Annotated in this window: 20 protein-coding genes; 19 read left to right on the top strand and 1 reads right to left on the bottom strand. The window is 37.1% G+C overall.

All coding sequences use genetic code 11. The features are described 5' to 3' along the window. Window positions 1–198: 198 nt before the first annotated feature. From accD to V7097_RS08965, 5 genes are all read left to right on the top strand, one after another. Window positions 199–1,062, top strand: a complete 864-nt coding sequence (accD, locus tag V7097_RS08985) for an acetyl-CoA carboxylase, carboxyltransferase subunit beta (RefSeq protein WP_335703258.1) — start codon at window positions 199–201, stop codon at window positions 1,060–1,062. After that, window positions 1,056–2,036 carry an acetyl-CoA carboxylase carboxyl transferase subunit alpha gene (gene accA, locus V7097_RS08980; protein WP_335703257.1) on the top strand — a complete coding sequence of 327 codons (981 nt, stop codon included), beginning with the start codon at window positions 1,056–1,058 and terminating at the stop codon, window positions 2,034–2,036. The genes accD and accA overlap by 7 nt, the downstream gene beginning before the upstream one ends. Before the next feature lie 304 nt (window positions 2,037–2,340). After that, window positions 2,341–3,300 (top strand): 6-phosphofructokinase, encoded by a 960-nt coding sequence (gene pfkA, locus V7097_RS08975; protein WP_335703256.1) that lies wholly within the window; start codon window positions 2,341–2,343, stop codon window positions 3,298–3,300. Window positions 3,301–3,380: 80 nt separating this feature from the next. After that, a complete protein-coding gene (gene pyk / locus V7097_RS08970; protein ID WP_335703255.1) occupies window positions 3,381–5,141 on the top strand; it encodes a pyruvate kinase in 1,761 nt (586 codons plus the stop codon). A gap of 105 nt (window positions 5,142–5,246) precedes the next feature. Next, window positions 5,247–5,639: an FxsA family protein gene (locus V7097_RS08965; protein WP_335703254.1), complete on the top strand. Its 393-nt coding sequence runs from the start codon at window positions 5,247–5,249 to the stop codon at window positions 5,637–5,639. Window positions 5,640–5,671: 32 nt separating this feature from the next. Here the strand turns inward: V7097_RS08965 and ytvI are convergent, their stop codons facing one another. Further along, window positions 5,672–6,787, bottom strand: a complete 1,116-nt coding sequence (gene ytvI, locus V7097_RS08960) for a sporulation integral membrane protein YtvI (protein WP_335703253.1) — start codon at window positions 6,785–6,787, stop codon at window positions 5,672–5,674. 567 nt (window positions 6,788–7,354) lie between these two features. On the opposite strand from ytvI, the gene citZ reads away from it, so the two are divergent. The 14 genes from citZ to speD all read left to right on the top strand — a co-directional run bounded on the left by citZ (window position 7,355) and on the right by speD (window position 23,044). Continuing rightward, window positions 7,355–8,473: a citrate synthase gene (citZ, locus tag V7097_RS08955; protein WP_335703274.1), complete on the top strand. Its 1,119-nt coding sequence runs from the start codon at window positions 7,355–7,357 to the stop codon at window positions 8,471–8,473. Window positions 8,474–8,563: 90 nt separating this feature from the next. Continuing rightward, a complete protein-coding gene (gene icd, locus V7097_RS08950) occupies window positions 8,564–9,832 on the top strand; it encodes an NADP-dependent isocitrate dehydrogenase (RefSeq protein ID WP_335703252.1) in 1,269 nt (422 codons plus the stop codon). An 82-nt stretch (window positions 9,833–9,914) separates the two neighbouring features. Further along, window positions 9,915–10,856, top strand: a complete 942-nt coding sequence (gene mdh, locus V7097_RS08945; RefSeq protein ID WP_335703251.1) for a malate dehydrogenase — start codon at window positions 9,915–9,917, stop codon at window positions 10,854–10,856. A gap of 95 nt (window positions 10,857–10,951) precedes the next feature. Continuing rightward, window positions 10,952–11,428 (top strand): MaoC/PaaZ C-terminal domain-containing protein, encoded by a 477-nt coding sequence (locus tag V7097_RS08940; protein ID WP_335703250.1) that lies wholly within the window; start codon window positions 10,952–10,954, stop codon window positions 11,426–11,428. 114 nt (window positions 11,429–11,542) lie between these two features. Next, a complete protein-coding gene (locus V7097_RS08935) occupies window positions 11,543–12,259 on the top strand; it encodes a response regulator transcription factor (RefSeq protein WP_335703249.1) in 717 nt (238 codons plus the stop codon). Beyond that, window positions 12,252–13,679, top strand: coding sequence for a two-component system histidine kinase PnpS (pnpS, locus tag V7097_RS08930; protein ID WP_335703248.1), 1,428 nt, complete (start codon window positions 12,252–12,254; stop codon window positions 13,677–13,679). Before V7097_RS08935 ends, pnpS begins: the two co-directional genes overlap by 8 nt. 215 nt (window positions 13,680–13,894) lie before the next feature. Further along, window positions 13,895–14,863 (top strand): FtsH protease activity modulator HflK, encoded by a 969-nt coding sequence (hflK, locus tag V7097_RS08925; RefSeq protein WP_335703247.1) that lies wholly within the window; start codon window positions 13,895–13,897, stop codon window positions 14,861–14,863. Next, window positions 14,860–15,789 carry a protease modulator HflC gene (gene hflC, locus V7097_RS08920; protein ID WP_335703246.1) on the top strand — a complete coding sequence of 310 codons (930 nt, stop codon included), beginning with the start codon at window positions 14,860–14,862 and terminating at the stop codon, window positions 15,787–15,789. The genes hflK and hflC overlap by 4 nt, the downstream gene beginning before the upstream one ends. Window positions 15,790–15,932: 143 nt before the next feature. Beyond that, window positions 15,933–18,563, top strand: a complete 2,631-nt coding sequence (gene polA, locus V7097_RS08915; RefSeq protein ID WP_335703245.1) for a DNA polymerase I — start codon at window positions 15,933–15,935, stop codon at window positions 18,561–18,563. 171 nt (window positions 18,564–18,734) lie between these two features. Next, on the top strand, window positions 18,735–19,577 hold the full coding sequence (gene mutM / locus V7097_RS08910) for a DNA-formamidopyrimidine glycosylase (protein ID WP_335703244.1): 843 nt from the start codon (window positions 18,735–18,737) through the stop codon (window positions 19,575–19,577). Between the two features lie 116 nt (window positions 19,578–19,693). Continuing rightward, window positions 19,694–20,329 carry a sporulation membrane protein YtaF gene (gene ytaF, locus V7097_RS08905; RefSeq protein WP_335703243.1) on the top strand — a complete coding sequence of 212 codons (636 nt, stop codon included), beginning with the start codon at window positions 19,694–19,696 and terminating at the stop codon, window positions 20,327–20,329. Between the two features lie 27 nt (window positions 20,330–20,356). Continuing rightward, complete coding sequence (coaE, locus tag V7097_RS08900) at window positions 20,357–20,959, top strand: dephospho-CoA kinase (protein ID WP_335703242.1); 603 nt, start codon at window positions 20,357–20,359, stop codon at window positions 20,957–20,959. A 197-nt stretch (window positions 20,960–21,156) separates the two neighbouring features. Next, window positions 21,157–22,188, top strand: a complete 1,032-nt coding sequence (locus V7097_RS08895; RefSeq protein WP_335703241.1) for a glyceraldehyde-3-phosphate dehydrogenase — start codon at window positions 21,157–21,159, stop codon at window positions 22,186–22,188. Between the two features lie 475 nt (window positions 22,189–22,663). Continuing rightward, on the top strand, window positions 22,664–23,044 hold the full coding sequence (gene speD / locus V7097_RS08890) for an adenosylmethionine decarboxylase (RefSeq protein ID WP_010678381.1): 381 nt from the start codon (window positions 22,664–22,666) through the stop codon (window positions 23,042–23,044). The last annotated feature ends 85 nt before the right edge of the window (window positions 23,045–23,129 follow it).

Raw genomic sequence — 23,129 nt, 5'->3', positions numbered from 1 at the left:
TTAAAATCATGATCATTAAGGCGATAAATATCAAATACGCCTTGGCGTATTTGCGCCCAGATTCTTTCGAGCTTACTCGAAAAATTTCCTTTGAAAATCTGTGGCATCCGCCGGAGGCTAAATAACTTTATTCAGCTTCTGCTGAATAAAGTTATATACTAAAAGCCATTTCTGTTGAAATGTGTGAGGAGGTTTATTTTGTTAAAAGACTTTTTTGTAAAGAAGAAAAAATATGCTTCAATCCCTTCAGAACAGGCAAGACAAGATGTTCCAGAAGGAATTATGAGCAAGTGTCCAAACTGTAAAAAAATCATGTATACAAAAGAATTAATGAAAAATGATAAGGTTTGTATGAACTGTGGCTATCATTATCAAATGACTGCTTATGAAAGAGTCGAGAGCTTACTTGATGAAGGGTCCTTCATTGAATTCGATCATGATATGGTATCTGAAAATCCGCTTGGATTCCCGGATTATCTTGAAAAGCTGAAGAAAGACCAAGATAAAACCGGTATTAATGAAGCTGTTGTTACCGGTGAAGGTACGATTGAAGGTAATCGGATTATATTAGCGATAATGGATTCAAGCTTCCGAATGGGAAGTATGGGTTCTGTTGTCGGTGAAAAGATAACCAGAGCGATTGAAAAGGCAAAGGAAGAAAAAGTTCCATTTCTAATTTTCACAGCTTCCGGTGGAGCAAGAATGCAAGAAGGTGTGCTTAGTTTAATGCAAATGGCAAAAACAAGTTCAGCGTTAAAGCTCTTTAGTGATCAAGGCGGATTGATTATATCGATTATGACCCACCCTACTACAGGTGGTGTATCTGCAAGCTTCGCATCCTTAGGTGACTTTAATTTTGCAGAACCTGGTGCATTAATTGGTTTCGCTGGGAGAAGGATTATAGAGCAAACCATCCGCGAAGATCTTCCAGAAGATTTCCAAACGGCTGAGTTTCTATTAAAACATGGTCAATTGGATGCTGTAATCCACCGTCATGATTTAAAAGATACATTGGCCAATATAGTAGACATTCATATGAACGGGGGTGCGGTTAATTGGTAGGCGAACTAGAATTTGAGAAACCAGTCGTGGAACTGAAAAAAAAGATTACAGAGCTAAAAGAATTTACAAGTGATTCGAATGTGGACCTTTCAGATGAAATTTCAAAGCTCGAATCAAGACTTCAAAAACTGGAGAATGAAATCTATAGTCATTTGAAACCGTGGGACCGTGTTCAAATCGCTCGTCATCCTGAAAGACCCACAACCCTTGATTATATTGAACGTGTTTTTACAAACTTCTTCGAGTGCCATGGTGATCGTTTTTATGGCGATGATGCTGCTATTGTCGGTGGTATTGCTAAATATCATGGTTTACCTGTAACTGTTATTGGCCACCAACGTGGTAAGGATACAAAAGAAAATATTAGAAGAAACTTTGGTATGCCGCATCCTGAAGGATATCGTAAGGCACTTCGCTTAATGAAGCAGGCTGAAAAATTTAGCCGTCCGATTATATGCTTCATTGATACGAAGGGGGCATATCCAGGTAAAGCAGCAGAAGAACGTGGACAAAGTGAAGCTATTGCAAAAAATCTTTTTGAAATGGCAAGCTTAACCGTTCCTGTCATTTGTATTGTGATCGGAGAAGGTGGAAGTGGTGGCGCTCTTGCATTAGGAGTTGGCAATCACATTCATATGCTTGAAAACTCAACGTATTCCGTTATTTCACCAGAAGGTGCAGCTGCGCTACTTTGGAAAGATGCAGGACTTGCGAAAAAAGCTGCAGAATCTATGAAAATTACTGCACCCGACTTAAAAGAACTTGGAATTGTAGATGAAATCATCCCTGAAGTTAGAGGTGGTGCTCATAAGGATGTTGCAGAACAAGCAGCATCCATTGATACAGTTCTTTTAAATTCATTGAAAGATTTGCGCAAATTAAACAACGAAGAGTTAATTCAGCATCGCTATCAGAAATATAAAAAGATAGGCCAATATAAAATAGCTGAAGAAGAGTTTATCGGCGCTCAGTAAAAAGTAGACGTGCATCTAACACAATGTTTAGGGCACGTTTTACTTTGTTTTAACGGCGATTTAATTCAATAATCTAAAATTGGATAATATTTATAAAACAAGACGCCGTGTATAAATTTCCCATCGCGGAAATTCCTCTTAATTTTCGGTTTTTCGACACGCTTTCACACTTTTTTCTGCATTTTTTACGATATCATAACTTGTTTTACTTATATATTAGTGTTATTTTATACATATTGCGAAAGAATAGTATAAGCGCATTAATAAACTAATTCACGATTATTTTTTACATAGAGGTGGAAAAATGAAAAGAATAGGTGTATTAACAAGTGGTGGAGATTCACCTGGAATGAACGCTGCCATTCGTGCTGTTGTGCGTAAAGCGATCTATCATGATGTGGAAGTATATGGAATTTATCAGGGGTATGCTGGACTTATAAGTGGACAGATCAAAAAATTAGAAATTGGTTCTGTTGGTGATATAATTCATCGTGGAGGTACAATGCTATATACGGCACGCTGTGAGGAATTCAAGACAGAAGAAGGCCGAAAGCATGGACTTGAACAATTGAAAAAAATAGGAATCGAAGGCTTGGTTGTGATCGGTGGCGACGGTTCATACCGTGGCGCCCAAAAATTAACAGAACTTGGTTTCCCATGCGTGGGTGTACCGGGTACGATCGACAACGACATCCCTGGTACTGATTTTACAATCGGTTTTGATACTGCACTAAATACAGTAATTGATGCAATCGATAAGATCAGAGACACAGCAACCTCTCATGAACGTACATATGTTATTGAAGTAATGGGTAGACATGCTGGTGATCTTGCATTATGGGCTGGATTGGCAGGCGGTGCTGAAACAATCTTAATTCCGGAAGCTGATCATGACATGAACGAAGTTGTTGCAAAGCTTAACCGTGGCCATGAACGTGGTAAAAAGCATAGTATTATTGTTGTAGCTGAAGGTGTAGGTAGCGGTGTAGAAATTGGGAAAAAGATTCAAGAAGCGACAAGCTTTGAAACAAGAGTGAGTGTGCTTGGACATATTCAACGTGGTGGTACACCATCTGCAACAGACCGTGTATTAGCTAGCCGTCTCGGAGCAAAAGCAGTTGAGCTATTACTAGAAGGAAAAGGTGGAAGAGCTGTCGGAATTCAACAGAACCAATTAGTTGATCACGATATTATGGAAATCTTAGATCGTAAGCATACAGTTGACGAAAAAATGTATAACCTGGCGCAAGAACTATCAATTTAGTAATAACTTCGGTATAATTCATTGTGGAAGTGTTCGTAATCGCTCTGTTTGAACAAGCGATTATAGAGGAGGAAAATGTAATGAGAAAAACAAAAATAGTATGTACAATAGGACCAGCAAGTGAAAGTATTGAAAAGCTTGTTGCATTAGCTAATGCTGGAATGAACGTAGCAAGATTAAATTTTTCACATGGTGACTTTGAAGAGCATGGCGCACGAATTAAAAATATCCGTGAAGCTTCTAAAATAACTGGCAAAAATATTGCGATTTTATTAGATACAAAAGGCCCGGAAATCCGTACAAATACAATGGAAAATGGTGCAATTGAATTAGTTGAAGGGTCAAATATAGTAATTTCGATGGAAGAAGTAGTGGGTACACCGGAAAAATTCTCCATTACATATCCGGGTCTTATAGAGGATGTACACACTGGCTCAAAAATTCTATTAGATGATGGATTAATCGGACTAGAAGTAGTAGAAATCAATCATCAGAAACGTGAAATATTAACAAAAGTATTAAATAGTGGAACATTAAAAAATAAAAAAGGTGTAAACGTACCAGGAGTTAGTGTGAACCTTCCAGGTATGACTGAAAAAGATGCTAAGGACATTGTTTTCGGTATCGAGCAAGATGTTGATTACATCGCAGCATCCTTCGTTCGTCGTGCATCTGACGTATTAGAAATTAGAGAATTGTTGGAAGAAAATAAAGGGGAAGTCATCCAAATTATTCCTAAAATTGAAAACCAAGAAGGTGTCGATAACATCGATGAAATCCTTGAAGTATCTGATGGACTGATGGTAGCTCGTGGTGACTTAGGAGTTGAAATTCCTGCTGAGGAAGTACCTCTCGTTCAAAAGGAATTAATTAAGAAATGTAATGCGGCTGGTAAACCAGTTATTACAGCAACTCAAATGCTAGACTCTATGCAACGTAATCCTAGACCAACACGTGCAGAAGCTAGTGACGTTGCGAATGCGATTTTTGATGGTACTGATGCGATTATGTTATCTGGTGAAACAGCTGCTGGTACATATCCAGTTGAGGCTGTACAAACAATGCATAATATTGCATCTCGCGCTGAAGATGCTTTAGTACATCGTGAAATTTTATCACAACGTAGCAGAATTTCTGGTATTACGATTACAGATGCAATTGGTCAATCGGTTGCTCATACTGCACTTAACCTAGATGCTTCTGCAATTGTTACACCAACTGAAAGTGGACATACTGCAAGAATGATTTCAAAATACCGTCCAAAGGCACCGATCATTGCAGTAACAGCAAATGAATCAACAACTAGAAAGCTCTCACTTGTTTGGGGTGTATACGCTCAAACAGGAAACGTGGCAACATCTACAGATGAAATGCTTGATAACTCCGTTGATGTAGCATTAGGTACTGGAATTATTAAACCTGGTGATTTAGTAGTTATTACAGCAGGTGTTCCAGTTGGAGAACGTGGAACAACTAATATTATGAAGATTCATGTTGTTGGTAACACGATTACAAACGGACAAGGAATCGGTAGAAAATCAGCTTTTGGAAAAGTAGTAGTAGCTCATAATAGTGAAGAAGCAGAAGCGAAAATGTTCGATGGAGCAATCCTTGTAACACCTGCAACTGACCGTGATATGGTAAAATACGTAGAGCAAGCTTCTGCGTTAATCACAGAAGAAGGCGGTCTAACTAGCCATGCAGCTGTAGTTGGATTAAGCATCGGAATTCCTGTTATTGTTGGTGTTGAAAATGCAACAACACTATTAAAGGATGGACAAGATATTACGGTTGATTCAGCTCGTGGAGTGATATATGAAGGACATGCAAATGTTCTATAAGTGAGAGAAGGGAAACCTTCTCTTTTTTTCTTTTATATACGACTACTTTTTTGAGAACAGGAAACGTATAATAGAGGAAAAGCCTTCATCTTTGAGGAGGATCATATGAGAGTTTTACTAGCTTTGATTATTATCGTACCAGCTTTAGAAATAAGTGTCCTAATTTTATCAGGTAAGACGCTAGGAATTCCAATTACATTACTATTAATCATTCTTACTGGAGTGTTTGGTGCATGGCTTGCAAAGAAGCAAGGACTAGAAATTATTAGACGTGCAAGACATCAGATGGATCATGGTCAGGTCCCAGGAGAAGCGATAATGGATGGAATATGTATTCTAATAGGTGCTATCTTGCTTTTATCTCCCGGCTACATTGGCGATCTGACAGGATTCCTGCTGCTCTTACCCGTAACTAGAAACTATCTTAAACCGGTTATAGCGAACTGGATTAGACGAAGAATTGATAGAGGACAATTTACAGTAATACGTCGTTGGTAAAGAAAGGAAAAAGCCATTGCAATGGCTTTTTTTTACGTTTCTTTTCCGATAATAAAACTCCATACATCCTGAAAAACACCTGTTGTATATAAGGTCCTTATAATTACTAAAATGATAGGTCCGATAATCAGTCCGATGAATCCGAATAATTGAAACCCAACAAAAAGGGATATCAAGGTTGCCAATGGATCTAGTCCAATATTTGATGAGATCACCTTTGGTTCCATGACTTGACGCTGAACGATCACCACAATATATAAAATGCCAAGACCTATTGCCAGTGGTATATCACCACTAAATGCGGAGTATATAATCCACGGAACAAACACAAGTCCAGTTCCTAAATACGGGAGAAGATCAACAAGTCCAATTAACAATGCGATTGTAATTGCATAATCAACCCGTAAAATTAATAAACCAATCAATACTATTCCTGCAGTAATCGAAATCAAGGTTGCTTGAGCTTTAATAAATCCAAATAATGCTTTCTTTAATTCTACAAACACTGATTTTCCACTTGTTCTGGCTTTTACAGGGATAAACTTTCGCCCCATAATGATGAATTTATTCCAATCCTTGCTTATGAAAAATGTTGCAAGCAGTGAAAATACGATAACAGTAGCTGCATTTGGCAACCAACCAAGAAATTTAGGAATATTTTCTAAGAACGCCTTAACAAACTCCCCAACATTCGTTGCGATAGTGGTACCTACATTGCTAACATTATCCATTATGGTTTGTTGTTGGCCTTGTTCCAAATTAGCGAACATACTTGTTAATCTTTCATATAAAGGGATAATTTGACCTACTATTAAATCTTCAAAATAAACGACTAGCTTTTCAAAATGCTGTGGAACCTCTTTTGCCAAATAGTTTGCTCCTGAAATAATTTCAGCAATTAATAGCGTAAGGAAACCTGTTACTACCCCAAACACAATGAAAATCCCTAAAAAAACTGATAAGCCTCTAGGCATCCTTCCTTTACGTTCTAAAAAATTGACAAGAGGGTTAATGAGGAAAGCTATTAATAAAGCAAAAATGAACGGATAGGTAAGTTTAAATAGATAATAAAACAATACGAAACCAATAACTACTAATGCAATAACCAACAAAAATCGAAGAAAACCATACACATAGTTAATATTCAAACTTTTTCCTCCCTAGGTAATTCTTACATATTATTTTACAATCAGTTAGAAAACTTTAAAAGTATATAAGAAGAAATGAATAATAAAGTTTCCAATTATGGAGAAAAATTTGTAGATATGATATTATACGTAAGAGCGAGTGAAAAAATTTCGTGAATAAACTGCAAAATACCCTAAAATTAGATAAATCTATTTTAGATGACTAAATTAAGTGTTCGGCTCTGTTAATTAGCAAAAGAGAAAACCTAGTGAAAATATTTTTGTGTGATAATAGTTTGTTAGGGAAATTAGTCTCTTTTGATTCACAAAAGTCTGATTTTTTATTATAATAGAGTCGTGAGTTACAACTTTTCTACATATCACTTGCTAGTTCTTTTAAATTGTCACAATATTATTTTGATATTTGTGGCATAGAGTGATTTTCTCAAAAATGAAAGCATTTACTTCACGAAATGAAGGGTATGTAACGCATACTCAAAGATATGTAAATTTGTTTTTTTTTTGAGCATGCGCTCATTTTACCTCTTTATAAGGGGGTAGGGGAATATGAAAAAAGGAGAGGGTCTTATGACAGCAACAAAGGGTCTTGAAGGAATTGTAGCTACATCATCTTCAGTCAGTTCAATTATTGATGACACATTAACGTATGCAGGATTTGATATTGATGATTTAGCTGAAAATGCTAGTTTTGAAGAGGTTGTCTACCTACTATGGCATCGCAAACTTCCGAATAAGGAGGAACTAGCTGAATTAAATCAGCAGCTTGCTGATAATGCAAGTCTACCTCAAGAAGTATTAAATCATTTCAAAACATATCCAATCGATAAGGTTCACCCAATGGCTGCTCTTCGCTCAGCAGTATCGCTATTAGGACTGTATGATGAAGAGTCAGACGTTATGGATCCAGAAGCAAACTATCGTAAAGCGATTCGTCTACAAGCAAAATTACCTACAATTGTTACCGCTTTTTCACGTGTGCGTAAAGGATTAGATCCGGTTGCTCCACGCACCGATTTAAGCTTTGCAGGCAACTTCTTGTATATGCTAAGTGGTCAGGAGCCAAGTGAAATTGCAGAAGAAGCATTTAACAAAGCACTAGTTCTACACGCTGACCATGAACTTAATGCATCGACTTTCACGGCTCGAGTTTGTGTTGCAACTCTTTCTGATATTTATTCTGGTGTAACTGCTGCGATTGGAGCATTAAAAGGTCCACTTCACGGTGGTGCAAACGAAGCAGTTATGAAAATGCTTTCTGAAATCGGGGAAGTTGAAAACGTTGAAAATTATATAAAAACCAAATTAGCAAATAAAGAAAAAATCATGGGATTTGGGCACAGAGTGTACCGTAAAGGTGATCCACGTGCTAAACACTTGAAAGCGATGTCTCAAAAATTAACAACTATTACCGGCGAACCAAAATGGTATGAGATGTCTACGAAAATTGAGGAAATTGTTACAAGTGAAAAACCATTACCACCGAATGTTGACTTCTACTCAGCATCTGTATACCATAGCTTAGGTATTGATCATGATTTATTTACTCCTATCTTTGCAGTAAGTCGTGTTTCTGGTTGGTTAGCTCATATTCTAGAACAATATGATAACAACCGTCTAATCCGTCCACGTGCTGAATATACTGGTCCAGGAATGCAACAATACGTTCCAATCGACCAAAGAGGTTAATAAATCTATACAATATATATTAAATTGGAAAAGTATCTCAGGAGACATTTCTCCCTGAGATGCTTCTTAAAATTTTAGGAGGTAATACAAGTGACAGGAGAAAAAATTACAGTATCAAATGGCGTTCTAAACGTACCAAACAACCCAATTATTCCTTTTATTGAAGGTGATGGAACAGGTCCAGATATTTGGGCAGCAGCGTCACGTGTATTAGAAGCATCTGTAGAAAAAGCATACAACGGTGAAAAATCAATTGTTTGGAAAGAAGTATTAGCAGGGGAAAAAGCTTTTAATCAAACTGGCGAATGGTTACCAGCAGAAACATTAGATCTTATTCGCGAGTACATAATTGCTATTAAAGGACCTCTTACTACACCTGTTGGTGGTGGGATCCGTTCATTAAACGTTGCATTACGTCAAGAATTAGATCTATTTACTTGTCTTCGTCCGGTACGTTATTTTACAGGTGTACCTTCACCAGTTAAGCGTCCAGAAGATACAGATATGGTTATTTTCCGTGAGAACACAGAAGATATCTATGCTGGTATTGAGTATGCGCAAGGTTCTGAAGGCGTTCAAAAACTTATCAACTTCCTTCAAAATGAACTAGGTGTTAATAAAATCCGTTTCCCAGAAACTTCTGGAATTGGTATCAAGCCAGTTTCTGAAGAAGGAACTCAACGTCTTGTACGTGCTGCTATTAACTACGCAATCGAGCAAGGACGTAAGTCTGTAACTCTTGTTCACAAAGGAAACATCATGAAGTTTACTGAAGGAGCTTTCAAAAACTGGGGCTACGAGCTAGCTGAACAAGAATTTGGCGATAAAGTATTCACTTGGGCTCAGTATGATCGCATCGTTGAAGAAGAAGGTAAAGATGCAGCTAATAAAGCTCAAGCTGATGCTGAGGCTGCAGGTAAGATTATTGTAAAGGATTCAATTGCTGATATCTTCTTACAACAAATCTTAACTCGTCCACGTGAATTTGATGTTGTAGCTACAATGAACTTAAACGGTGATTACATTTCTGACGCATTAGCTGCACAAGTTGGTGGAATCGGAATTGCACCTGGAGCAAATATTAACTATGAAACTGGACATGCAATTTTCGAAGCTACACACGGAACAGCACCTAAATATGCTGGTTTAGACAAAGTTAACCCATCCTCTGTTCTATTATCAGGTGTATTAATGCTTGAACACCTAGGTTGGAATGAAGCAGCGAACCTAATCATGAATTCAATGGAAAAAACGATTGAATCTAAAGTTGTAACATACGACTTCGCTCGTCTAATGGAAGGCGCGACAGAAGTAAAATGTTCAGAATTTGCTGATGAACTAATCAAAAACTTAGGCTAATCATAAATATAAGTAACTACCCTGAAAAATTGGAGTAACATCCTAGGGGTAGTTACTTACATATGAATAGGGAGGATATATAATGACTCAATTCAAACGCAAAAAAATCTCTGTAATTGGTAGTGGATTTACTGGTGCAACAACAGCTTTTCTACTTGCTCAAAAAGAATTAGGAGACGTCGTTTTAGTTGATATTCCACAAATGGAGAACCCAACAAAAGGGAAAGCTCTAGATATGTTGGAAGCAAGTCCTGTTCAAGGGTTTGATGCAAATATTACCGGAACAGCAAATTATGAGGATACAGCTAATTCTGATATCGTTGTTATTACAGCTGGAATTGCTCGTAAACCTGGTATGAGTCGTGATGATCTTGTGCAAATCAACCAAAAAATCATGAAAAGTGTTGCCCAGGAAATTGTAAAACATTCTCCAAATAGCTATATCATTGTATTAACAAATCCAGTTGACGCTATGACCTATACTGTGTTCCAGGAATCTGGTTTCCCGAAAAACCGTGTCATTGGCCAATCAGGCGTACTTGACACTGCTCGATTCCGTACATTTATTGCCCAAGAACTAAATTTATCAGTAAAAGATATTACTGGATTTGTCCTAGGGGGTCATGGTGACGACATGGTGCCACTTGTTCGATACTCCTACGCAGGAGGCATTCCACTCGAAACTTTAATTCCAAAAGAACGTTTAGACGCAATAGTTGAACGTACACGTAAGGGTGGCGGTGAAATTGTCAACCTTTTGGGAAATGGAAGTGCATACTATGCACCAGCAGCTTCCCTAGTGGAAATGGTTGAAGCGATTTTAAAAGACCAGCGTCGCGTCTTACCTGCAATTGCATATTTAGAAGGTGAATATGGCTTTACTGGAATTTACCTTGGGGTTCCAACCATTCTAGGTGCAAATGGTATTGAAAAAATCATTGAGCTTGAACTTACAGAACAGGAAAAAGCAGAACTTGCAAAATCTGCAGAGTCCGTAAAAAACGTCATGAATATCCTTGTCTAATCATAAAATAAACAAAAAAATTTCGGGGTTCTCCCCGAATTTTTTGTACATAATATTGTAATCGTTTTCATTTTGATGGAGGTGCATCCTTTTTTATGTTATTGGGTAAAAAGAGAAAACTAGGAAGAATGATTGAAGAAATGACCGTCGGTGAAAAATTAACTCTTACGGAGAAAATCGAAGATAAAGATTTACTTTTATACTTAGGATTGACGAATGATGCAAATCCGCTTTATATTCAACATGATTATGCATCTCAAACCCCCTTTAAAAAACCAATTGTTCCCACTGTAATGCTGACAGGTATTATTTCAGCGGCTATTTCAAAGTATTTACCAGGTCCAGGCAGTCATATTCTTAAGCAGGAAATTGAATTTTTGCAGCCATTGTACCACTACGACACTGTTCAATTTCTATTTGAAGTAACTAAAATTAATCGTCATGACCATACTGTGGAAATTTCGGTTACTGCACTGGATGAAGATGAATCAAGGGTAATCGAAGGAAGATTACTCGTTTGTCCTCCACACAGAATCACCCCAATGGAAGGGAAAATATTGGAGAATTTTTAGAGAGCTTAGTCTCTCTTTTTTATTTTCATGGCAAGTCCTGAAATGTTATTCTATAATGATTTTATATAGAGAGAGAAAATTGATGGGGTTTATCTTTTTTGATGGAGGAAAACAATGAAGAAAAAAGTATTAGTTGTTGAGGATGAACGGTCGATCATTACATTACTTCAGTATAACCTACAACAGGCGGGATACGAGGTTATTACTGCCATGGACGGAGAAGAAGGATTAGAGAAAGCATTAGCGGAAAGACCACAAATTATCGTCCTTGACTTAATGCTGCCAAAATTGGATGGGATCGAAGTATGCAAACAGCTTCGTCAAAATAAAGTAGACATCCCAATCTTAATGTTAACTGCAAAGGACGACGAATTTGATAAGGTTTTGGGTTTAGAGCTTGGAGCCGACGACTACATGACAAAACCATTTAGTCCTAGAGAAGTAGTGGCACGTTTGAAGGCAATCCTTAGAAGAACAGGTAAAAAAGAAGTCAGTCCAGAAGAAACTAGTACAACTCCACAAATAGTGATAGGAGCGCTACAGATTTTACCTGAAAATTTCGAGGCTTATGTTAATGAGGAGGCACTTGACCTTACACCGAAAGAATTTGAACTTCTCGCTTATTTAGCAAAAAATAAAGGAAGAGTTTTAACTCGAGATCAACTTTTAAGTGCAGTCTGGAATTATGATTTTGCTGGTGACACTAGAATAGTGGACGTTCATATCAGTCATTTACGCGAAAAAATTGAAAAAGATTCGAAAAAACCAAGTATGATTAAAACAGTAAGGGGACTAGGCTATAAGCTTGAGGAGCCAAAACTCTATGAATAAATTTCACTCGAGACTTCTATTTGCGATTATCTTTTTAATTATTATTGTTTTTCTTTGTATGGGTTTAGTGTTGGGGCAATTCATTAGTAGTCTTATCACCAATAGTGCGAATCACGGAACTTCTGTAGATAAAACAATCCAGCAGGTTTGGATTGCTCTAGTCATTGGTCTAGGAATCGCACTAGTTATTATTCTCTCACTTATTGTAAGAATCACGACTACTTACACTAAACCTATTGATGCAGCAACAAAAGTAGTTAAAGAACTTGCAAAGGGAGATTATCGAGCAAGAACCTATGAAGATCATGTAAGTGCTGCTGGATTATTGGGACAATCTATCAATATTGTTGCAAGAAATATTGAAGAAATGACTAAATCCTATGAAATGCAGCATGATCGTTTGCATACCTTGATTGAAAATATGGGAAGCGGTCTATTGTTTATCGATAGCAAAGGGTATATTAGTATTTTCAATCGGTCAATCAATGAGATATTCAAAGTTGACCATGACGATTTTATGGGTCAGCTTTATTATGAGGCTTTTACTCATAAAGAAATTGTAAAATTGGTAGAAGAAATTTTTATGACCGAACGAAAATTACGAAGACAAATCCATTTGATGATTGGAAACGAACAGAAGGATTTTGAGGTATACGCTACACCAATATTAGGAGCAAATGTTGAGTGGAGGGGTGTTGTTCTTGTCTTTCATGATATCTCAGATATAAAAAGACTCGAGCAGATGCGTAAGGACTTTGTTGCAAATGTTTCTCATGAGCTACGTACACCGATTACTTCGATTAAAGGGTTTGCGGAAACATTATTAGATGGCGCAATGAATGATAGGGAAGTCTTAGAAGAATTTTTAACAATCATTCTAAATGAAAGTCATCGTCTTCAAGTCCTTATTCAAGATCTATTGGATTTATCTAAGATGGAAAATAAGGGTTTTTCGCTTAACCTTTCACGTGTTAATGTGAAGGAGCTTTTAGAAAATAGTTTACGAATGCTTAGATCAAAAGCGGAAGAAAAAGACATTCAATTAGAGCTTACTGTAGATGATGAAACAACCTTAGTAGAAGGAGATATGGACAGGTTGAAACAGGTCTTTATCAATGTTATTAATAATAGTTTGTCGTATTCTCCAAATAAAGCTAAGGTTGCGGTAAAGGCAACAAATCTGGTTGACTATGTTGAAATTCAAATTATTGATACCGGGATTGGAATTGAAGAAAACGAGCTTACCCGAATTTTTGAAAGATTTTATCGTGTGGATAAAGCTAGGAGTAGGAATTCTGGAGGCACAGGTTTAGGTCTTGCAATTGTAAAGCATATTATTGAGGCACATGAAGGGACGGTTCAAGTAAGAAGTAAGTTAGGAAAAGGAACTACAGTTACGTTTCGTTTAAAAAAGAAGTAACATCCACGAAATATGTCCTAATTTACAAAATGTTTACATAGTAAACATATTCTCTTAATATCCGAACCGTATGATATTAATGAGAACCCCTTCATTTTAGGAGGCCAAACTTTTTGACAAGGATTTAATATCCTTGTCATTTTTTTAATGAAAATGAAACCTTTTTACATGATATTCGTATAAAACTATGTAGATATAAATTGAGGGGGGAAAGCATGGTTAGTTTGAAACGAATTTATACTATTGTTGGACTTAGTGTGCTTGTTCTGATTTTGGGTGTGGTTGGTTTTACATCCTGGTATACGGTCGATGAATCGGAGCAAGCAATTATATTAACCTTCGGGAAAGCAGATGAAGGAATTACAGAGCCAGGGCTTCACTTTAAAATGCCATGGCCAATCCAAGATGTAGAGAAACTGCCAAAAACAACGTACAGTTTGCAGTTTGGATATGATCAAAAGGATGGTGAAATAACCGATGTGCCAAAGGACACGAAAATGATTACCGGTGACGAAAATATTGTTCTCGCCGATATGGTTGTTCAATGGCAAATTACCGATCCTTCAAAATTCCTATTTAATTCAGAGGATCCAGAGCAAATTCTATATAATTCTACTTCTGCATCTTTAAGAAGTATAATCGGAAGTTCTAAAATCGATGATGCCTTAACATCAGGTAAAGCAGAAATCGAAGCTGAGGTAAGAGATTTATTAGCGGCACTTTTAGAGAAATATGATATTGGCATTTCAGTTACAGCAGTTAAGTTGCAAGATGTTGAACTGCCCAATGATGATGTTCGTAAGGCGTTTACCAACGTTACGGATGCCCGTGAAACAAGAAACACAAAAGTAAACGAAGCAAACAAATACCGCAATCAAAAAATGAATGAAGCAAAAGGGGAGGAAAAAGCCCTAATTTCTCGTGCCAACGGGGATAAAGCAGCCCGTATTGAAATTGCGCGTGGGGATGTTGCTACATTTAATGCATTATATACTGAATACGCAAAAAATCCTGAGATTACAAGAAAACGACTTGTTCTTGAAACCTTAGATCAAGTGCTACCACATACAGAAATTTATATTATGAAGGATGATGGCAATACAATGAAATACTTGCCAATTCGTCAAGCTGGTAACCAGGCACAGGTACCTCCTGTAGAAACAGAAGGGAGTGGTAACCAATGAGTGAAAAAGTAGTTGATTTTAATGAACAAAGAGGGAACTCAAAATTTGGCAAATACACTAAAGGTGGAATCGCCATCATCATTGTGCTGATCCTAATCGGGATTGCACTGGTGAATTTATTTATTGTAAGAGAAGGGGAGTACAAAGTAATTCGTCAATTTGGTGAAGTTGTGCGAATTGTTGAGACACCAGGACTTTCCTATAAAATTCCATTTATTCAGTCTGTCGAAACCTTACCGAAATATCAAATGATTTATGATGTAGAAGAAGCTGAAATAAATACGAAAGATAAAAAACGAATGATGATTGATAATTATGCGGTTTGGAAGATTGAAAATCCAAAACAAATGATTGCCACAACAAGAACAGTAGTAAATGCGGAAGCAAAGCTGGATGAGTTCGTCTATTCTGCCATTAGGACTGAGCTTGGTCAATTAAATTATGATGAGATTATTAATGATGAGAAATCTGAGCGTGGTAGTCTTAATGACCGAATTACAGAAATTGTAAATAAAAACCTTGAGGAAGACAAATATGGAATAGTTGTAACAGATATTCGTATGAAGCGTACAGATTTACCTGCTGAGAACGAACAATCAGTATATACAAGAATGATTTCAGAACGTGAGTCAACAGCACAAAACTATCTTTCCGAAGGTGATGCTGAGAAAAATAAAATCGAAGCTGAAACTGACAGAGAAGTAAAAGAAATTATCGCAAAAGCACAAGCGGACGCGGAGGTTATTCGAAGTCAAGGGGAAGGAGAAGCAGCTCGTATTTATAACGATGCTTTCTCAAAAGATCCTGATTTCTATAATCTATTCCGTACGTTAGAATCCTATAAAACTACAATTGATGGAGAAACAGTCATTATTTTACCAGCTGATTCTCCGTACGCAAGATTATTATTAGGGTACACTGAATAACTATTAAAGATGGCCGTTATTTTCCATTTGCGTTCATGCATGCTAAAATGAACAGTAGGAAATGACGGCTATTTTTTTACGGATTTTTAAAGAAATACGTAGCACGAAAGGTCCAATGATGTAAAAGAAAGGAAGGATTTTTCTTGGATAAAAAGATTGTTTTAGTGGATGGAAATAGTATTGCATATCGGGCATTTTTTGCATTGCCACTTCTAAATAATGATAAAGGTGTACATACGAATGCAATTTATGGCTTTACAATGATTTTGAATCGGATTCTTGAACAGGAAAAGCCATCACATATATTAGTAGCCTTTGATGCAGGGAAAACAACATTTAGACATAGTACGTTTAGTGAGTATAAAGGTGGTCGACAAAAAACTCCGCCTGAGCTTTCAGAGCAGTTTCCATTTTTACGAGAGCTCCTTGATGCTTACAAGATTGCCAGATATGAATTAGAAAACTATGAAGCCGATGACATTATTGGAACATTATCGCTTCAAGCTGAAAAAGAAGGCTTTGAGGTTAAAGTTATTTCAGGTGATAAAGACTTAACACAGTTAGCTTCAGACCATGTTACAGTAGATATTACGAAAAAAGGGATTACAGATGTGGATTCATATACGCCTGATTTCATCAAGGAAAAGTATGGAATCACTCCAGAACGAATTATCGATATGAAAGGACTCATGGGGGATAGCTCTGATAATATTCCAGGTGTCCCAGGCGTTGGTGAAAAAACAGCCTTAAAACTTTTACATGAGTTCAACACATTGGAGGAACTGTTAGACTCAATTGATAAGGTGAGCGGGAAGAAGTTGAAAGAAAAGCTTGAAGAAAATAAAGACCAAGCAATAATGAGTAAGCAGCTTGCCACCATTTATCGTGAAGCACCAATAGAAATTGGAATTTCTGAGCTTGGGTATAACGGCTACGATGGCGATCAGGTAATCAAGCTATTTAAAGAACTCGGTTTTAACTCACTTCTTGATAAAGTAGAGGGAAGCGAGAAAACAGAGGACACGCCTTTAGAAGAAATTTCGTTTAAAATCGTTGACGAAGTTACTGATGATTTGTTAACAGCCGAATCTTCATTAATGGTGGAAGTGCTTGATGAAAGCTACCATAGAGCAGACATACAAGGAATTGCGATTTCAAATGAAAACGGGAATTTTTATATTCCAACAAAGCTCGCCCTTGAATCGAAAAACTTCAAGGAATGGGCAATGGACAAAGAAAAAAAGAAAACAGTTTTTGACGGAAAAAAATCAATTGTTGCCTTAAGATGGAAGGGAATCGATTTACAAGGAATCGTTTTTGATTGTTTAATTGCCTCCTATATTTTAAATCCGTCTGATTCGACCGGTGATATTGCTCCAGTTGCAAAATTAAAGGGAATAAAAGACGTACAAACTGATGAATCGGTGTACGGAAAAGGGGCAAAACAAAGAATACCAGGTGAAGAAGTTCTTTCCGAGCATATAGTGAGAAAGGCAGTTGCTCTCAAAAAGCTACAGGATATTTACCTAAAGGAGCTTCAGGAAAACGAGCAATATAAGCTTTTCACTGATTTAGAAATGCCATTATCACTAATATTAGCTGATATGGAAGCAACAGGGGTAAAGGTCGATGTGGGACGATTAAAAGCAATGGGAGAGGAATTAAAGGGACATCTTCAAGAGCTTGAACAAAAGATTTATGAGCTGGCTGGAGAGGAATTCAATATTAATTCACCAAAGCAGCTTGGTGTCATTCTTTTTGAAAAGCTTCAGCTTACCGCATACAAGAAAACAAAAACTGGTTATTCAACTTCTGCTGATATTCTTGAAAAGCTCGCTAAAGAGCATGAGATTATCAATTATATATTGCATTATCGACAAGTTGGAAAGCTTCAATCAACCTATATTGAAGGTTTACTAAAGGTTGTTCATGAAGATACATGCAAGGTTCATACACGATTCCAGCAAGCTTTAACACAAACTGGAAGACTAAGTTCAACAGACCCAAATCTACAAAACATTCCAATTCGCTTGGAGGAAGGTCGTAAAATTAGACAAGCCTTTGTACCTTCACAAAAGGATTGGTTTATGTTTGCAGCTGATTATTCTCAAATTGAACTAAGGGTGCTCGCTCATATAGCAAATGATGAAAATTTAATCCACGCCTTTACAAATGACTTGGATATTCACACAAAGACTGCAATGGATGTGTTCCATGTTAAGGAAGACGAGGTTACCTCCAATATGCGTCGTCAGGCAAAGGCAGTAAATTTCGGAATTGTGTACGGAATTAGTGATTTTGGATTATCTCAAAACCTTGGAATTACAAGGAAGGAAGCGGGACAATTTATTGAACGATATTTCGCAAGCTTTCCAGGTGTTAAGGAATATATGGAAGATATTGTTGAGGACGTCAGACAAAAAGGGTATGTATCAACTCTTCTTCACAGAAGAAGATACATTCCTGAAATTACGGCACGTAATTTTAATGTTCGAAGCTTTGCAGAAAGAACGGCGATGAATACCCCAATTCAAGGAAGTGCTGCCGATATCATCAAGAAAGCAATGATTGATATGGCTGCCAAATTGAAAGAAGAAAAGCTTCAATCGAAATTGCTTTTACAAGTACATGATGAATTAATTTTTGAAGCACCAGAAGAGGAAATAGAGATATTGAAAAAGATTGTACCGGAAGTAATGGAAAATGCCATTTCCTTAAAAGTACCATTGAAGGTCGATTATTCGTACGGAAAGACCTGGTATGATGCAAAATAGTTTAACTTTATTTAGCCGGGGTTTAAACCCAGCTGAATAAAGTTAAAAGCCTTCGGCGGATGCCACGATTTTTCAAAGGAAGTTTTTCGAGCTTTGCTCGAAAAAAATCGAGCGCAAATACGCCGAGGCGTATTTGATTTAAAGTTGTTTAGAAATAAAGGAAGTGATCAAATGCCTGAATTACCAGAGGTCGAAACCGTTAGACGAACATTAATTCAGCTTGTAAATGGAAAGACAATCGATCATGTAACGGTGCTATGGCCAAAAATCATCAAAAAACCAGAAGAGCCAGAACAATTTTGTGATGCTCTTCGTGGTCAAACTATCCATGATGTGGATAGAAGAGGAAAGTTTTTAAAATTTTTATTAGATGATTATGTGATGGTTTCACATTTACGCATGGAGGGCAGATACGGTCTATACGATAAAGATGAACCATATGATAAACATACCCATGTTTTGTTTACTTTTACAGATGGCACTGAGCTTCGCTATCGGGATGTTCGGAAATTTGGAACGATGCATTTATTTAGTATAGGGGAAGAAGAGGGGAGTCTTCCCTTATCCCAATTAGGTCCTGAGCCATTTTCAAAAGAATTTACACTGAAATATTTGGAGGAAAAGCTCTCTAAGACTAATCGGAAAATAAAGGTTGCACTACTTGATCAAACAAATGTTGTTGGCCTTGGAAATATTTATGTGGATGAGGCGTTGTTTAGAGCAGGAATTTTTCCGGAACGTGAAGCAAATTCCCTGACTAAAAAGGAAATGAAAATACTCCACCAAGAAATCATTCAAACATTGAACGAGGCCGTTGAAAAAGGTGGAAGCACAATCCGCTCTTATGTTAACACTCAAGGTGACATCGGGATGTTCCAATTGGAGCTATTTGTTTATGGTCAAAACGGAAAAGCATGCCAAAGATGTGGAACAGAAATAGAAAAAACAGTCGTCGGCGGAAGAGGCACCCACTACTGCCCAAAATGCCAGAAGAATAAAAAGAAATTAAAATAAAGATCAAAAAGGAGGAGGAATCCGATGTGTCATTTCCTTCTCCTTCGGACATTTCACATAAATGGGCTCCCTCCATATAATATCTTAGCAATCGATAGGAAGGAGACTTTTGCGAGATGTCCCAGTTTGCGTCACTCGTTTTATTAGCATTTGCAGTTAGCTTGGATAGTTTTAGCGTTGGTTTCACATACGGTATGAGAAAAATGAAAATACCATTTAAATCAATCATTACAATAGCCTGCTGTTCAGCCGTAACGATGGCGGCTGCCATGGGGTTAGGTAAATCAATTGCACTCTTCGTATCACCTGTAATCGCCGACCGGCTTGGTGGTATTGTACTCGTATTAATTGGTGTTTGGGTATTATTTCAGTTTTTTCGTCCAACATCCCAAGCGTCGGAGCTTAACGAAGAAAAACTACTGGTGAAGGTTGAAATAAAATCACTTGGACTTGTTATCAATATTTTAAAGAAGCCAATGGTTGCAGACCTTGATAAATCAGGAACCATTACTGGTTTTGAAGCATTTTTACTAGGTCTTGCCCTTTCGCTTGATGCTTTCGGTGCCGGAATTGGCGCTGCTTTATTAGGTTTTTCTCCGTGGGTAATGGCTTTGTTGGTTGCTTTTATGAGCTCACTTTTTGTTTATACAGGTATCGAAAGCGGTTCCGTATTTTCAAAGAAAAGATGGATACAGAAATTTTCATTTTTTCCAGGAATCTTACTGATTTTAATTGGAATATGGAAATTCTAAAAAAACGCGGCAGAGGAGATAGAATACGTGATACTAACAATCGGATTAACAGGTGGAATCGCAAGTGGAAAAAGTACAGTATCACAGATGTTTAAAGAAGCTGGAATCATTGTAATTGATGCTGACGTTATTGCACGTAAAGTTGTTGAGGTTGGTGAAGAAGCATACGAGCAAATTGTTCAATCCTTTGGCGAAGAAATTTTATTATCTGACAAGACGATTGACCGTCCGAAGTTAGGATCGGTCGTCTTTTTCAGTGAAGAAAAACGTCTTTTATTAAATTCAATTGTTCATCCGGCCGTTCGAAAACAAATGCTAAAGGAAAAGGAAGAGCATATCATGAACGGTGAAAAAACAATTGTATTAGACATCCCATTATTGTTTGAAAGCAAATTAACTTCATTGGTCGATCGAACTCTCCTTGTTTATGTTGATAAAGAAACACAGTTATTGCGTCTTATGAATCGCAATAATCTTAGCAAGACGGATGCAGAGGCTAGAATTCACTCACAAATGCCACTTGAGGAGAAAATTCAACTTGCGGATGCTGTAATTGATAATAATCGCACAATTGAGGATACGTTTGATCAGTTCCGTGAAATTTGCAAAAAATGGGGTATACAAAATTAAGTATCATAACATATAAATTAAGGTATCTCGGATTGCTGAGATACCTTTTTTTATGCTTAATTATGGAACACAATAGCTATATGAATAACCATTTTTATAAAAAACTGAATAAAAATGTTACATATCCAATCCAATGTGTTATACTAATTGTGAATATTGAGTGTAAAAAGTATAGCATATATTTTGGAGGGGTTGTAATGAAGCCAAGAATCGCAATTAATGGATTTGGCCGTATTGGAAGAATGGTATTTAGAAATGCAATTATGGATGATTCATTGGAAATAGTTGCTATTAATGCAAGCTACCCTGCTGAAACACTAGCACATCTCATAAAATATGATACTAACCATGGAAAGTTCGATGTAGAAGTCATTCCTGAGGAAGAATCTTTATTGGTGAATGGAAAGCGCGTTCAACTACTAAGCTCCCGTGATCCGTTAGAGCTTCCTTGGAAAAGATTAAATATAGATATTGTGATTGAGGCAACAGGAAAGTTTAACTCAAAGGATAGAGCGAACCTACATTTACAAGCTGGTGCGAAGAAAGTGATTTTAACAGCACCTGGTAAGAATGAAGACATTACTATCGTAATGGGTGTTAACGAAGAAAAGTACGATCATGACAAACATACGATTATTTCAAATGCATCTTGTACAACAAATTGCTTAGCTCCAGTTGCGAAGGTGTTAAATGAGCAATTTGGAATTGTAAACGGTCTAATGACAACTGTTCATGCTTATACAAATGATCAAAAGAATATTGATAATCCACATAAGGATTTGAGAAGAGCAAGAGCTTGTGCACAGTCAATTATTCCAACTTCAACAGGAGCGGCAAAAGCACTATCACTTGTATTACCGGAACTAAAAGGAAAATTACATGGAATGGCACTGCGCGTCCCGACTCCAAATGTGTCATTAGTTGACTTAGTTGTAGATGTTGAGAGAGATGTAACAGTTGAAGAAATTAACGAAGCTTTTATTACTGCATCCGTCGGATCATTAAAAGGGATTTTGGATTTTACTACTGAGCCACTAGTTTCAATTGATTACAATACAAATCCTCATTCTTCGATAATTGATGGCCTATCAACGATGGTCATTGGAGATCGTAAGGTAAAGGTACTAGCTTGGTATGATAATGAATGGGGATATTCTTGTAGAGTCGTAGATTTGGTTAGATATGTAGGCGCAAAAATCATCCAAAAAACAGAAGTGAACGTAGGATAACTTTATTCAGTAGAGTCCCTACTATAAAGTGGGGATGAATGTTAATGAGTATCAAACATAATGGCGTGGTAAAACCCTGACTGAATAAAGTTATAGCCTCCGGCGGATGCCACGATTTTTCAGAGGAAATTTTTCGAGCAGTAAGATCAAAGCCTAAAAACGCCACATCCTGTGGCAACGTCTTTATAACCCACTTCCTGTGGAGCTAAAAATCGGGCACAAATACGCCAAGTCGTATTTGATTATGATAACCTTCCTAATTTGCGGGAAGGTTTTTTATATTTTTAAAAAATTTATTGCTAAAAGTATATAAAATTAGTATACTAGGTTTCGTGAACTTCTTAAAAGCCTATGCTTTTGTAGCTACTTAAAGGGTTAGGACCTCTCTGGACTAACTTTCCCCCGTGGTAGTTATGCTCATGCTTTACGCGAAGAACTCACCCGAAATTATTGTAAGAGGGGGAACAACTGAATGATGGAAACTATGGGACGTCATGTAATCTCTGAATTATGGGGTTGCGATTTTGAAAAATTAAATGACATGCAAGGAATTGAAGAAACATTTGTTCAGGCAGCACTTAAGTCAGGTGCAGAAATTCGTGAGGTAGCATTTCACAAATTTGCTCCACAGGGAGTAAGTGGTGTGGTTATCATTTCGGAATCACATTTAACGATTCACAGTTTTCCTGAACATGGATATGCAAGTATTGATGTATACACATGTGGAGATTTAGATCCGAATATTGCTGCAGACTATATTGCCGAGGCACTTGGTGCACAAACGCGCGAGAATATTGAACTTCCACGTGGCATGGGCCCAGTACAAGTAAAACCAGCACAAGTTAAAGTACTTTAAAAATAAATAAGAATCATCTAAAATAGTAAGAGGTGTATTAATTACACCTCTTTTTTTACATTTTCAGCTTACATAATTTAATATA

Source organism: Bacillus sp. JJ1562 (assembly GCF_036962705.1).
GTDB lineage: Bacteria > Bacillota > Bacilli > Bacillales > Bacillaceae_L > Ferdinandcohnia.
This window is presented reverse-complemented; position numbering and strand designations above follow the sequence as displayed.